Source organism: Comamonas sp. CMM03 (assembly GCF_019218715.1).
GTDB classification, from domain to species: domain Bacteria; phylum Pseudomonadota; class Gammaproteobacteria; order Burkholderiales; family Burkholderiaceae_C; genus Comamonas; species Comamonas terrigena.
In genome coordinates this window covers 483436-496868 of record NZ_JAHUXB010000004.1, presented here as the reverse complement: position 1 = coordinate 496868, position 13433 = coordinate 483436, and the positions used below count along the sequence as shown (strand labels likewise).

Here is a 13433-nt window from a genome sequence, read left to right as displayed (position 1 = left end):
CGACGTGCCCGCCATGCGGCCCTGGCCATTGGTCGGCCCGGCTACGTTCTGTCATACCTGCATTGGCGCCGCTGCCGTACAACCGCTGTCTAACCACCGGAGGCATGCATGCAAGTCCAGACCTATCTTCTGTTCCAGGGCCGCTGCGAAGAGGCCCTGAACTTTTACCGCGATGCGATTGGGGCGACCATCCAGGCGCTGATGCGCTACAGCGAAAGCCCGGAGCCGCCGCCGCCCGAATGCACACCCGCACGGCCCGACATGGTGATGCACGCCAGCCTGCAGGTGGGCGAGACCCTGATCATGGCCAGCGACGACCCCAGCCCCGGCATCCGCCTCTTTACCGGCTTCAGCCTGACCTTGAACTGCACCGATGCCGCCGAGGCGCGCAAGCACTTTGATGCGCTGTCCGCCCAGGGAGAGGTCACCATGCCGCTGGGGCCGACGTTTTTCTCCCCGTCCTTCGGCATGCTGAAAGACCGTTTCGGCGTGCCCTGGATGGTGATCGTGGTGCAGGAACAGGCAGGCTGCGGCGCCACCTAGGCAAGCCTTTGCCCACCGGGTGACACCGCGGCATGCAAAAGGCGCCTGGCATGGCTGCGCAGGCGCCTGGGGTGGGTGGCGATAGGGCGGAGGTAGGCCGCCGCCAGGCCTGGGGGCCAGGTGGACTGGGTGCGCCCTAGACCTTGGTCACCGGCTTCGCGAGCGCCACGCCGGGGGCGGCTGCCGCCTGCGACGGCTTGGCCGGTGCCAGCAACGGGGCCTTGGTGCCCGCTGCCGCACGGGCCTGTTCGCGCGCCTTGCGGCGCTGGAAGCGCAGCAATTCCTTGTCGTTGCGGCGGATGTGCAGCGAAAGCCAGTCCCGCAGCACGGCAGACAGCTGCGCCGCCACGGTGATGCTGCCGGCCTGCAGTTTTTTTTCCAGGTCCCACAGCTGGTCCATGAAATGGTTGTGCCCGACCTTGTGGTTCTCCAGATCGGGGAAGCCCATCTGCGCCATCAGGTTCTCTTCATTGCGCAAATGGTCCTGGGTGCTGGTGATGACGCGGTGCAGGATGGACGCCACCACCGCCCGGCCCTGGCCTTCGCGGGTGGCGGTGTGCAGTTCATTGACCAGATCCACCAGCAGGCGGTGGTCTGCATCGATGGGGCCGCCATCGATCACCATGTCATCGGCCCACTCGAAATACGCCATCGCTCAGGCCTCCAGCGCCGGCACCACCGGGCGCATGCCCAGCGCGGGCGCGCTGCGCTGCACCAGCACGGCATCGGCCTTGAACACGCTGATGGCCTGCACCAGGGCCTGGGCCTGGCCTTCCAGCGACTGGGCGGCGGCAGCGGATTCCTCCACCAGGGCCGCGTTGGACTGGGTGACCTGGTCCATCTGCATCATGGCCTGGTTGATCTGCTCGATGCCATGGGTCTGGTCTTCGCTGGCCTCGCTGATCTCGTTCATGATGTCCGCCACCCGGCGCACGCTGACCACGATCTCGTCCATGGTGCTGCCGGCTTTCTCCACCAGCGTGCAGCCGTTGCTGACGTTGCTGACCGACTCGTCGATCAGGCCCTTGATCTCCTTGGCGGCTTCCGCGCTGCGGCCGGCCAGGGAACGCACTTCGGATGCCACCACGGCAAAGCCGCGGCCCTGCTCGCCGGCGCGTGCGGCTTCCACGGCGGCGTTCAGCGCCAGGATATTGGTCTGGAAGGCAATGCTGTCGATGATGCCGATGATGTCGGCGATCTTGCGCGACGAGGTGTTGATGGCTTCCATGGTGTGCACCACGTCGCCTACCACCTGGCCGCCGCGCACGGCCACCTGCGAAGCGGTCTCGGCCAGCTGGGCCGCCTGGCGGCCGTTGGCGTAGTTCTGGCCCACGGTGCCGGCCAGCTCCTGCATGGCGGCCGTAGTCTGCTCCAGCGCACTGGCCTGCTCTTCGGTGCGGCCGGACAGGTCCAGGTTACCGGTGGCGATCTGCGACGTGGCGGTGGCGATTGCGTCGCTGCCGTTGCGCACTTCGGTCACGATGCCCGACAGGCTGTGGTTCATGGTCTGCAGCGCCTGCAGCAACTGGCCGGTTTCGTCGGTGGTGCGCACGGTGATGCGGCTGTTCAGGTCGCCGGAGGCCACGGCCTGGGCCACCTGCACCGCTTCGCCCAGCGGCCGCACGATGGCACGGGTGATGCGCCACGCCAGAAACAGGCCCAGGCACATGGCGCCAAAGCCGATCACCGACACCCACAGGCGGGCGGATTCGGTGTCCTCGGTGGCCTTGTGGCCGGCGTCCACCACCAGCTGCTTTTCAATCACGGCCAGCGCGTCGGCGTTCTGCTGCACCAACCCCAGCTGGACCAGGGTGGTGCCCAGCATCTCCTGGCGGGCGGCATCTTCCTGGCCGGCGTCCAGCAGTTCATAGAAGCGCTTTTGCGATTCCACATACAGGCCGCGTGCAGCTTCGGCCTTCTTCAGCAGCTCGCGCGCTTCGGGGCGCTTGACCTGTTCGCTGAGCAGCTTGAAGGCGGCGATGAAGCGCTCACGGCCTTCGGTGATCTCGTTGCGCAGCGCCTGGCGCTCGGCCGGCGCGCTGACCAGTTGCTGCACGGTACGCCGGCCGTTGGCCAGGGCGATGCTGCTGAGGGTGTTGGCCGCTTCGGTCTTGACCCATTCCACCTCGATGATGTCGCGCGTGGTGTGGGTCACGCCGGTCAGGCGCACCACCGACACCACGATGATGATGAACATCAGCACATTGATCGTAAAAAAAGCCAAACCCAGCTTGGCACCGATGCGCAGGCCACGGCCTGTCGACAAAAAATGAGGAAGTGACATGAAAAGCGTGAGGAGGAAAAACAAGAAATCCGCAGACCACCCTGCAGAGGTGCGCGATTGATACACGAAGTTACGAACCAACTTCTGATCCAGCGCAAACCTGCAAGCTTTTCACCCCATCCCAGGGGGAACCGCCCGCCCAGCGGTCGTTACCAAGGCCTTCCGGTGCGCCCTGGTGGGGCTGTCTGCGCGGCCTGCGCGCTGTGTCAAACCCGTGCCGTGCGCAGGGGCCGCTACCATGGACCCGGAGACTGGATGGCAGACCCTGCGGCCTCTGCGCCCCCCGTGCCACCGCACGGCAGTGCCTATCCACCCCATCCCATCCGCCAGCGCGCCCCCGCGCCGCGGCCAACCCATTCCCTCTTCAGGAGCCTTCCATGTTGCGACGCCTGCTTTTCACCACCGCCACCCTGCTCTGCCTGGGCCTGAGCGCCTGCGGCGGCACCATGCCCAGTGCCTCCGGCAGCTCCGGAAGTTCGGGCAGCGGCATCACCGTGTTCGGCGACATCGACGCCAACGTCAGCCACACCCGCTGACTTCGTTTGTCCCCGCAAGCCCTGCCGGCCTGCACGGGACCGGGCGCGCTGCACAATCCCTGCTTTCATGTGGATGAGGCAAGTGATGCAGATTTCTGAGCAATGGGTGTTGGTGACCGGCGGTGCCCGCGGTCTGGGTGCACATATCAGCCGCGCCGTCGCGCGCGAAGGCGCGGGCGTGGTGATCAACTACCACCGCAGCGACAAGGCAGCCGCAGCGCTGGCCGAAGAACTGGGTCCGCGCGCAGTGGCACTGCAGGCCGATGTGACCGATGCCGCCGCGGTACAGCACCTGGTGCGCACCGCCCAGGAACGCACCGGCCACGTCATCACCAGCGTGGTCAACAACGCCCTGACCAGCTTTGCCTTCGACGGCGATGCCCGCCCCAAGCTGGACACCATTGCCTGGGAGCGCTTCAGCCAGCAGTTTGACGGTGCCATCAAAGGCGCGCTCAACACCATGCAGGCCACCTTGCCCGCCATGCGCGCGGCCGGCTTTGGGCGCGTGGTGAATGTGGGCACCAACCTGTTCCAGAACCCGGTGGTGCCCTACCACGACTACACCGCAGCCAAGGCGGCACTGCTGTCGCTGACACGCACCGCCGCCAACGACCTGGGCCCGGACGGCATCACGGTGAACATGCTGTCCGGCGGTCTGCTTCGCACCACCGACGCCAGCAGCGCCACCCCGGAAGCGGTGTTCGACCTGATCGCCAGCATGACCCCGCTGCGCCGCGTGACCACGCCGGCCGAGTTTGCCGATGCCGTGCTGATGCTGCTCTCGCCCTGGTCGCGTGCCGTGACCGGACAGAACCTGATCGTGGACTGCGGCCTGGTCAAAGGCTGAAGCCGGCCACGCAGGCCGCCCATAAAAAAGCCCGCCCGGCTGCAAGCCGGCGGGCTTTTTTTCGGAGAGCGCAGCCGCTCACTCGCCCTGGGCGGCGATCTCGGCTTCCACCTCGGCGTGGGTCTTTTGCACCGCAGCCGAAGGCGTCTTGCCCAGCAGGCTGACCACGACGATGGCGACGGTGGACAGCACAAAGCCCGGCACGATCTCATACAGCTTGAACCACTGGTAGTGCTGCCAGACCAGCACCGTAACCGCGCCCACCACCATGCCGGCCAGCGCGCCATTGCGCGTCATGCGCTTCCACAGCAGCGACAGCAGCACCAGCGGGCCGAAGGCTGCGCCAAAGCCAGCCCAGGCGTTGCTGACCATGCCCAGCACCTTGCTTTCGGGGTCCTGGGCGATCACGATGGCGATTACCGCGATCACAAACACCATGGCACGGCCGAACCAGACCAGCTCCCGTTCGCTGGCCTGCTTACGCAAAAAGGTTTTGTAGATGTCCTGCGTCAGCGCGCTGGAGCACACCAGCAACTGGCAGGACAAGGTGCTCATCACGGCCGCCAGCACGGCGGCCAGCAGCACGCCGCTGATCCAGGGATTGAACAGCAGCTTGGCCACTTCCAGGAACACGGTTTCGGCATTGGCATTCACGCCGCCGGCCAGATCGGGCCGGCCGTTGAAAAAGGCGATGCCGAAGAACCCCACGGCCACGGCGCCGCCCAGGCACAGCACCATCCAGGTCATGCCGATGCGGCGGGCATTGGGAATGGTCTGCACCGACTCCGCCGCCATGAAACGCACCAGGATGTGCGGCTGGCCGAAGTAGCCCAGCCCCCAGGCCAGCAGCGAGATGACGGCGATCACGGTCTGGCCCTGGAACATGTCGAACGCACCGCTGCGGGCGGTGTCGATGATGGCCGCACTGGGGCCCACGCCACCGTCGGCGTAGATCACCATCAGCGGCGCCAGGATCAGCGCGGTGATCATCAGCGAGGCCTGGATGGTGTCGGTCCAGCTCACGGCCAGGAAGCCGCCGATGAACACATAGGCCATGGTGGCCACGGCCCCCACCCACAGCGCGGTCTGGTAGTCCATGCCGAACATGGATTCGAACAGGCGCGCGCCTGCCACCACGCCCGAGGCGCAGTAGATGGTGAAGAACACCAGAATCACCAGCGCCGTGACGATGCGCAGCAGATTGCTCCGGTCTTCAAAACGGTTGGTGAAGTAGTCCGGCAGCGTCAGCGCGTTGCCGACCTTCTCGGTGTAGATACGCAGGCGCGCCGCCACAAAGCGCCAGTTCAGCCAGGCCCCCAGGCACAGGCCGATCGCAATCCACGAGGCCGACAGCCCTTGCAGAAACACGGCACCAGGCAGGCCCATCAGCAGCCAACCGCTCATGTCCGAGGCGCCGGCCGACAGGGCCGTGACCACCGGGCCCAGGCTGCGCCCGCCCAGGATGTAGTCGGAAAGGTTGTCCGTGGCTTTGTAGCCAGCCCAGCCGATGGCAAGCATGCCCAGCAGGTAAATGGCAAACATCACCACGGTGGGTGTATTGGCGGTCATAGGTTGTCGTCGGTCGAAAAATGGGAAAAGCCGGGCGGCAGCGGCGCGCTGCCCACCCACCCGCTGGCGGTCGGTGGGGCCACTGCAGCGGAGGCGGAAGTGTCCGCACACCGGCATGCCCTTGCAGGCCTGCGTGCATTGCGGTGCCGCAGCTGTCTATGGGCGCGCAGCAGGCGCAGCCGGCAGACGCCCACCAGCAGGGAAAGCCGAGGGGATGCGCATGGACCCCCGCATGGGCCCCCACAGGGGCAGCGCACCTGCGGTGCTGGCGAACGGCCAAAGGGTGTATTCTAGGTACTTACCCTAGACCTTCCCCACAGCTTCCCTGCACAACCCTGTGGACAAGTCGTTTCCCGCGGGTGCAAACCGCCCCCAAGTGTTTGATTTCATTGCCGACGGCTTAGCCTGCCCAGAAAGCAGGCAGGCGACGCAGACTGTCGCGCGCGCACAGCAGCCAATGCCCAGCCGGCCTAGACTGCCAGCCTGCGGCAGTGCTAGCCACGGCCGCGTCCCCCTCCCTGTGCCCCGGCGGGCAGGGGCGGGCTTCCTCTTTTCCACCTTGAATTGACGTTATTGGCATGTTGCAGGCCTTGCTGGTTCTTTTGGTATTTCAATGGCTGGGCCAGGTGCTGGTCACCGCCCTGGGCATCCCCTTTCCCGGTGCGCTGGCGGGCACCTTGCTGCTGCTGATTGCGCTGCTCTACAAACGCACGCTGCCCACGTGGCTGGAGCAGTCGGGCCATTTCCTGCTGCAGAACATGATGCTGCTGTTCATCCCCACCATTGCGGGCGTGATGCTGCACTTTGACCGCCTCTCGCGCGAATGGCTGCCGTTTGTGCTGTCCTGCGTGGTGGGGGCGGCGCTGACGCTGGTGGCCACGGCGCTCACCTTCAAATGGATGATGGGCCGCGAGCGCGCCCGCCATGGCAGCGCCGTGGAGGACGAGGCATGAGCGAGCTTCTCACCCGCACCCTGGCCAGCATGACCGCCGGCCCCTTGCCCTGGCTGGTGCTGACCATTGCCTGCTACCTGGGCGCCGTCTGGCTGTACAAGCGCAGCGGCCAGCAGCCCTGGCTGATTCCGGTGTTCACCGCCGTGCCGGTCATCGTGTGCGTGCTCTTGCTCACCGGCACGCCCTACGCCACCTACCAGCAGGGCACGGCCTGGCTCAGCCTGCTGGTGGGCCCGGCCACCGTGGCCCTGGCGCTGCCGCTGTATGCCCAGCGCGACCGCATCCGCCGCCTGTGGCGCCCGATTGCCGTGTCGCTGGTGGTGGGCTGCGTGGTGGCCCTGCTGTCGGCCATGGGCATTGCCTGGCTGTTTGGCGCTTCCATGGAAAGCATGGTCTCCCTGGCGCCCAAGTCGGCCACCATCCCCATCGCCCTGCCGCTTGCCGAGCGCTTTGGCGGACTGCCTTCGCTGGCTGCCGTGGCCGTGGCCATCACCGGCATTGCGGGCACCATCGTCGCGCCCTGGCTGCTGCGCGTGCTGCACTGCACCGACCCGGCTGTCGAAGGCTTTGCCCTGGGCCTGACGGCCCATGCCATCGGCACGGCCCGCTCCATCCAGCAGCACCCCACGGCCGGCGCCTTTGCCGCCCTGGCCATGGGCCTGAACGGCGTTGCCACGGCGGTGGCCATGCCGCTGCTGATGGCCCTGCTGTAAGCCTCCCGTCCCCTGCGCGGCACCATGGCACTGCACAGGCAGAGACGGAATGCGGTCCCTCTGGCCCGGCCGCGAACGCACCGGCGACCTGCACACCGGTACCCCGGACCTGCGGGCCCGTCGCCGTCAATCCAGCTGGTAGCTGAGCAGCACGCTCACCCGCAGTTTGCGGTCGGGGTTGTTGAAGGCCGGATCGCCCAGGGGCTTGGCCAGCGCAAAGTCGGCACTGTAGTAGCGCTGGTTGTTCAGCCGGACCCCCACGCTGGCCGAGCGCAGGCTGGCCGACGGCACGCCCCGCTGCTCCTGCCGGGTCCGGGCGGCTTCGTACAGCACATAGGGCTGCACCTGCTTGAGCCACTTCTGCTGGACCGGCCAGCTGTAGTTCAGCTCCACGGCAGCGCCGATGCCCGAATCCCCGGTGACTTCCCCGGCCTGGTAGCCGCGGCCAAAACGGCTGCCGCCAAAGGAGATACGTTCGGCGATGGGCAGGATGTCCGGGCTGTACTGGCCGCCGAAGGACACCGCTGCGCCCACCCCGCTGGCCTTGTTGCTGCGCAGGCCGGCATCCCAGGCCAGCCGCCAGAAAGCGAGCTTGGCCGGATTGGGCGCTGGCTCCACCCCGAAATTGGTGCTGCGCTCAGTGCCCGCGCCCAGTGCATTCAATCCATGCACCAGCATGAGCGAGGCATTGCGCAGGGTGCGCTCCTGCGCTGAAGTCCAGTCCAGCTGCGCATACAGGGCCCGCACATGCTCTTGCGTCACAAGCTGCGCACCGGAGGCCCTTTCGGTGAAACCGCGCTGGTAGTTCAGCCCATAGATGCCGGCAGCCGCCATCAGCACCGTGCGCTGGTCCAGCCGCAGCGGATGCTGCACCGACACATCGATCCGCCGCTGCTGGGTCAGGTCATCGATGCCGACCAGACCCGGGCCATCTTGCACGGTCTGGCGGTATTCCGAGGCGTTGACCCTGAGCATGCTCCCCTGCCGGTTGAGCCACTGGCGGTAGCCCACGGCCAGAAACCGCTCTTCATCCCAGGGACGCAGCAGGCTGGTGGCCGTCAGTTGGCTGCCGGCTCCCAACACATCATTGGCCAGCACGGTGGCCATGGCCTTGGAATGGCCCTGTCGCAGGTCTGCGCCCAGAGACACGCTGACAGGCTGGTGGGTGGACGCCAGCACCAAGGTGGTGGCGCCATCGGTGGTGGTGGGCAGTTGCGCGGATGCCGTCACACGGACACCGGGAATGCGCGCCATCAGCTGCGTCTGGCGGTGGAAGGTCTCGCTGCGCAACGGCTTTTCCGCCAGCAGCGGCTCTGCCAGTTCACGCAGCAGGGCTTCGGACTTGCCGGCCTGGCCCTCTATGCGCAGCTGGGCGATGTGGCCTTCCACCACGGTGACTTTCACCACCCCGTTGCGAAAATCCTGCGGGGGCACGAAAGCGAAGGACAGCGCGTAACCGGCCTGCTGGTAGATGCGGGTGATCTCGGTCCCCGTCTCCACAATCCGCGCCAAGGTGACCGGCTGGCCTGCCAACGGTGCGAAGACCTTGGCCACGCTGTCGAACGGGACCGAGCGCACCCCCACGATATCGAACTGGCGCGGCACCACGGTCTGCGCCAGAAAGTCTGCACTCTGCTGTGGCGGCGTGATCTGCACCTGGGGCTTGGGCGGAGGGGGCACCGCCGGCGTCTGCGGCAGCGAATCCAGCGGATTGCCCGCCGGAGCAACTGCCTGGGCATATGCCCCCCAGGGGCACACCGCCCACCCGACCACCAACACACGCAGGTACAGCTTCATACAGGCCAGTTCTCCTCCTCAGCCCTGGCAGCCGGCCGTTTCAGGCCGGCTGCAGGACCATGCGGTTCAACGCTTGCCCAACAATCCACCCAGCACATTGCTCAGCACATTGCCGGTCTGCGCAGCCGGTGTGGTGGTGGTTCCTGCGGAAACCGTTCCCGTGATGGCAGCCTGGGTTCCGGTTCCTGTCGTCGATCCTACCGTGCCACCGACAGCACCTGTGACGCTGCTGACGAGCGTGACGACAGGCGTTGCCGTGACCCCTGCCGTCGCAGTGCCGCTGACGACGGGAAGGCCGGTGCTGCCGCCCAGCAGATTGCCCAGGCCACCCGCCGCACCGCTGCTAGCGCCACCATTCAGCACCCCGCCGACGGCCGCCACGGTCTGCCCGGCACTAGAGACCACCTGCCCCAGTGGCGAAGCCAGCGGGGCCTGCGACTGGCCGATGGACTGCCCCAGCTGGTTGACCGCGCCACCGGCGGTCTGCAGCAGGTTGTTGACCGGTGCGCCCAACTGGGTCGCCCCACCGATGGACTGCGTGGCACCAATGGCCGTGACCAGCAAGGGCGTGACCAACTGGCTGCCCGTGGTCGTCAGCTGGTTGACCGCCGTGCTGTCCAGAACCGAGCCGACCCGCGCCGACAGCTGCGAGACGCCTTGGCCGACGCCATCCACCGCGCTGCCGGCCAGGCCCACCACATCGCCCACCGGACCCAGTGCCGGGGTGTTGAGTGTGGACAGCGTCGTGCCTACGCCGGAGACGGTCTGCCCCAGCTCATTCACCACCGGCTCGATCACCTTGGCGGTGGTGCCAATCACGTCCGGATTCGTGCCAATGGAGCCCAGACCATCGCTCAAGGCGGTACCCACCGCCTGCACGGCTGCAGCCGGATGGGAGAGTGTGTCCCCCAGCGCCGCCGTAGTGGGCGCCAGGGCCGTGTTGGACCCAACGCCTCCGACACCGGATGCCACGCTGTCCAGCAGATTGCCGGTGGACGTGACGATGTTGCTGGTGCCGCCCGTCAGATCGTTGATGGCCGCCACCGGGGCCGAGACCCCTCCTCCGGTGCCGCCGCCATCACCACCGCCGGTACTGCCGCCACCGGTGCCACCCGTACCGCCACTGCCGCCGCCCGTGCTGCCGCCACCGCCAGCGACCTCCGTTCCGCCCCCCGAGCCGCTTGGCCCGGCATCCGAACGCAGCGATCCGCTGGAAGAACAGGCTGCCAGCCCCAGGGCCAGAACGATCGCCGTGGCAGCGCGCCAGCGGGTGGATGTGACGGCCATGCGAGATTCCTCGGCCACACTGTGAACAGCGGCTAACCGCACTGTCAGTTGTTTCGTACGCATATCGACCTCCTACAGCGGTGCTGCGTGCTGCCCGCAAGGAACCAGCGGACTTGGTAGGGCGGATGGTCTGGTCGATACCGTTGGTCTTCCAATTTAAATATTGGCTCGCACGCTTACGAACAATTACCAAAAACTATCGAATTACGAATACCTTAATAAACAAACTACATACTGAAAATCCTATTTCCTATTGATATTTCATCGATATTCATTTAGGAAAATCATTCACACTTTGCGCCGGTATGCCGCCACCGCGCCCAGAATCAGGGCCATGCCGGCCCACTGCGCCATGGTGGGCTTGGCACCAAACCACAGCAGGTCCACCCCCAGCGCCACCACCGGGTAGATGAAGGACAGACCGGCCACCGCCTGGGCAGGCAGCCGCTGAAAGGCGGCATACATCAGCGTGTACATGCAGGCCGTGTGCATCAGGCCCAGTACCAGCAGGGCCCCCCAGGCCCTGGCGCTGAACACGACTGCCCCACCCCACACGGCCACCGGTCCCGCCAGCACCAGCACGCCCAGGCCCATTTGCAGCATGGCGATCTGGGCCGGCGCCAGACGGCGCAGGCGCTGTGTGGCCAAGGTGGCCACGGCATACAAGGTGGCAGCCCCCAGGGCCAGCGCTACGCCGGGCCAGGCCGCACGGCTGGCGTACGTGCCATCCAGCCCGCTGCTCAGCACCACCCCCAGCAGCGCCAGGCCCAGCCAGGGCAGCTTCCTGAACGGCAAGGCTTCGCCCTGGAACACCGCCGCCAGCACCAGCAACACAAACGGCTGCACGTGGTAGACCACGGTGGCCACTGCAATGCTGCTGTAGCGGTAGGCGCTGAACAGCCCCACCCAGTTGCACACCAGCGCCACACCACCGACACCCAGCCAGCCCCATTCCCGGCGCGTGGGCGACTGCCATTGGTGCGTGTATGCCACCCAGGCCGCCAGACCCAGGCCGCCGAACAGGCAGCGCAGCCACACCACCCAGAGCGCGGGCAGCCCGCTTTCCACCACCAGCAGACCGATGGTGCCGGACAGCGCCATGGCCAGCACCATGCGCCAAGTGCCCCCCCGGAGCGAAGCAGGCTGAAGCACCGTCGGAGCTGCGGCAGCCGTTGCTGCGGCAGCCGGTGGCGCCAGGGTCGTTGCAGCAGGCTGGTCTGCGCCGGAGGCCGCAGAAGAGAGAGAGGAGATGTGCATGGCTGCAGCGTGACGCATTGCCTGCAAAGCATCAATGAGACATCATGCAAAGCACTGTTGCATCTGATTCAACAACTACCCTCTTTACCCTTGCTCCCATGCTGACCGAACACACGCTGGTGCCTGAAATGCTGGTCTTTGCCAAAGTGGTGGAGCTGCGCGGCTTTGCCGCCGCCGCACGCCAGCTGGGGCTGACCACCTCGGCCATCAGCCGCAGCGTGGGCCGGCTGGAAGCGCACTGGGGTGCCAGGCTGCTGCACCGGACCACGCGCTCGGTCTCGCTGACCGAGCTGGGGGCCGAGGTCTATGCCGGCTGCGCCCAGATGGCCCGCCTGGCGCGCGAAGTGCATGCCACCGCCGGCCACTACGGCGACATCCCGCGGGGCACGGTACGCATCAGCGCACCGGTGGTGTTTGGCGACATCTGGCTGGCCCCGCAGCTGCCGGCACTGCGCCAGCGCTGGCCGGCCGTGGAAATCGCCATGCAGCTGAGCGACCGCATGGTGGACCTGACCGAAGAAGGGCTGGACCTGGCACTGCGCATCACCACCCCCGACCAGCTGCCTCCTGGCCTGGTGGCACGCGCGCTGCGCACGGTGCGCTACATCCCCGTGGCATCACCGGCCTGGCTCCAGCAGCTGCCCGCCCCCATCACCCACCCGCGTGCGCTGGCCGGCCTGCCCTGCATCACCCTGGGCTACGGGGATTTTCAGAACCAGCTGCGCTGGGAGCCGGTAGCGCAGGCCAAAGCCCCATCCGCCGCACCTGCCCCGCCATCGGCTGCGGGCACCTCACCGACCGCAGCCCCTGCCACCGACCGCACACCGCTGGAGCTGGCCGTGCACACCCCCATCACCGTAGCCAGCAGCACCGGCATCGTCACCCTGGCACTGCAGCACCAGGGTGTGGGCATTGCCGCCGACTTTGCGGCAGAACAAGCACTTGCAGAAGGCCGTCTGGTGCAGCTGCTTCCCGACTGGCAACTGGGCGGCAGCTATGCCGCACGCACGGCCTACGCCCTGTATTCACCCACACGCCATCTGCCGCTGAAGGTGCGGGCGCTGATCGACCATCTGGTGCAGGCCGCGGCGTGAGGACCGCCGCGCCGCTCTCGTCCACAGCGCCCGGCCATGGGCCACGGTGTGTGATCCCCACAGGCAGATCTTCCATGCAGATGCTGAACCGCAGGCGCTGGCCTGCCGGCACGGCTCAACGGGAGCGACGGATCCGGCCTTGCCTGGCCTTCATTTCGCGGCGGTATGCCCGCAGCATCTGGCGTGGGTAAGCGCTGCTGGGGGCAAACAGGCTCTCTTCGTACTTCCGGCGCAGGTACTTGCCATCCAGATCCGCTTTGGCAACCCAGTCCTGGCCCGCCTGCCGGCGCAGGAGCGCAGCCTTGTGCCAGGCGCAGAAGGCCGCCCACACCATCAACTGGTGCGCTTCGCTCCATGCTTGTGCGTGGGCTTCGGCCCGGTCCCACAGCCTGGACAGTTGCGGAAACACGCCGCCACTGCCGGCCATGGGTTCCCCATCGGCAATCGGTATCTGCGACGGCCAGAACCGCAGCGTTTCACGCAGCACCCGCTTGAATTTCATGGCTTGGATGGAGGTAAAGACCCACGGCGAAGGCTCCTGCCCCACTGCTCG

The 13433-nt window shown here is 66.8% G+C and carries 13 protein-coding genes; 6 read left to right on the top strand and 7 right to left on the bottom strand.

Going from position 1 to position 13433, the window contains the following annotated elements; all coding sequences use genetic code 11:
* Positions 1-108 precede the first annotated feature (108 nt).
* The gene (locus KW830_RS16130; protein WP_218333716.1) at positions 109-543 is read left to right on the top strand and encodes a VOC family protein; all 435 of its coding nucleotides are present in this window, start codon (positions 109-111) and stop codon (positions 541-543) included.
* Positions 544-679: 136 nt separating this feature from the next.
* Here KW830_RS16130 and KW830_RS16125 read toward each other — a convergent pair whose 3' ends face one another.
* Together KW830_RS16125 and KW830_RS21475 are read right to left on the bottom strand one after the other, a co-directional pair.
* Complete coding sequence (locus KW830_RS16125) at positions 680-1195, bottom strand: bacteriohemerythrin (protein ID WP_218333715.1); 516 nt, start codon at positions 1193-1195, stop codon at positions 680-682.
* A 3-nt stretch (positions 1196-1198) separates the two neighbouring features.
* Positions 1199-2827 (bottom strand): methyl-accepting chemotaxis protein, encoded by a 1629-nt coding sequence (locus KW830_RS21475; protein ID WP_218333714.1) that lies wholly within the window; start codon positions 2825-2827, stop codon positions 1199-1201.
* Between the two features lie 377 nt (positions 2828-3204).
* Between KW830_RS21475 and KW830_RS16115 the strand changes: the two genes are divergently transcribed.
* A complete protein-coding gene (locus KW830_RS16115) occupies positions 3205-3363 on the top strand; it encodes a hypothetical protein (RefSeq protein WP_218333713.1) in 159 nt (52 codons plus the stop codon).
* Between the two features lie 85 nt (positions 3364-3448).
* Positions 3449-4210, top strand: coding sequence for a 3-oxoacyl-ACP reductase (locus tag KW830_RS16110; RefSeq protein WP_218333712.1), 762 nt, complete (start codon positions 3449-3451; stop codon positions 4208-4210).
* Between the two features lie 78 nt (positions 4211-4288).
* On the opposite strand, the gene putP is transcribed toward KW830_RS16110, so the two are convergent.
* Complete coding sequence (gene putP, locus KW830_RS16105) at positions 4289-5779, bottom strand: sodium/proline symporter PutP (RefSeq protein ID WP_218333711.1); 1491 nt, start codon at positions 5777-5779, stop codon at positions 4289-4291.
* Between the two features lie 578 nt (positions 5780-6357).
* Between putP and KW830_RS16100 the strand changes: the two genes are divergently transcribed.
* Positions 6358-6732 carry a CidA/LrgA family protein gene (locus KW830_RS16100; protein ID WP_218333710.1) on the top strand — a complete coding sequence of 125 codons (375 nt, stop codon included), beginning with the start codon at positions 6358-6360 and terminating at the stop codon, positions 6730-6732.
* A complete protein-coding gene (locus KW830_RS16095; RefSeq protein ID WP_218333709.1) occupies positions 6729-7445 on the top strand; it encodes an LrgB family protein in 717 nt (238 codons plus the stop codon). The genes KW830_RS16100 and KW830_RS16095 overlap by 4 nt, the downstream gene beginning before the upstream one ends.
* Before the next feature lie 126 nt (positions 7446-7571).
* On the opposite strand, the gene KW830_RS16090 is transcribed toward KW830_RS16095, so the two are convergent.
* From KW830_RS16090 to KW830_RS16080, 3 genes are all read right to left on the bottom strand, one after another.
* Positions 7572-9242, bottom strand: coding sequence for a ShlB/FhaC/HecB family hemolysin secretion/activation protein (locus KW830_RS16090; RefSeq protein ID WP_218333708.1), 1671 nt, complete (start codon positions 9240-9242; stop codon positions 7572-7574).
* A gap of 66 nt (positions 9243-9308) precedes the next feature.
* A complete protein-coding gene (locus tag KW830_RS16085; protein WP_218333707.1) occupies positions 9309-10529 on the bottom strand; it encodes a collagen-like triple helix repeat-containing protein in 1221 nt (406 codons plus the stop codon).
* Between the two features lie 288 nt (positions 10530-10817).
* On the bottom strand, positions 10818-11642 hold the full coding sequence (locus tag KW830_RS16080) for a DMT family transporter (protein ID WP_218333809.1): 825 nt from the start codon (positions 11640-11642) through the stop codon (positions 10818-10820).
* A 242-nt stretch (positions 11643-11884) separates the two neighbouring features.
* Here KW830_RS16080 and KW830_RS16075 point away from each other — a divergent pair, with 242 nt between their 5' ends.
* Positions 11885-12880, top strand: coding sequence for a LysR family transcriptional regulator (locus KW830_RS16075; protein WP_218333706.1), 996 nt, complete (start codon positions 11885-11887; stop codon positions 12878-12880).
* 115 nt (positions 12881-12995) lie between these two features.
* Here KW830_RS16075 and KW830_RS16070 read toward each other — a convergent pair whose 3' ends face one another.
* Positions 12996-13382, bottom strand: a complete 387-nt coding sequence (locus KW830_RS16070) for a hypothetical protein (protein ID WP_218333705.1) — start codon at positions 13380-13382, stop codon at positions 12996-12998.
* Positions 13383-13433 lie beyond the last annotated feature (51 nt).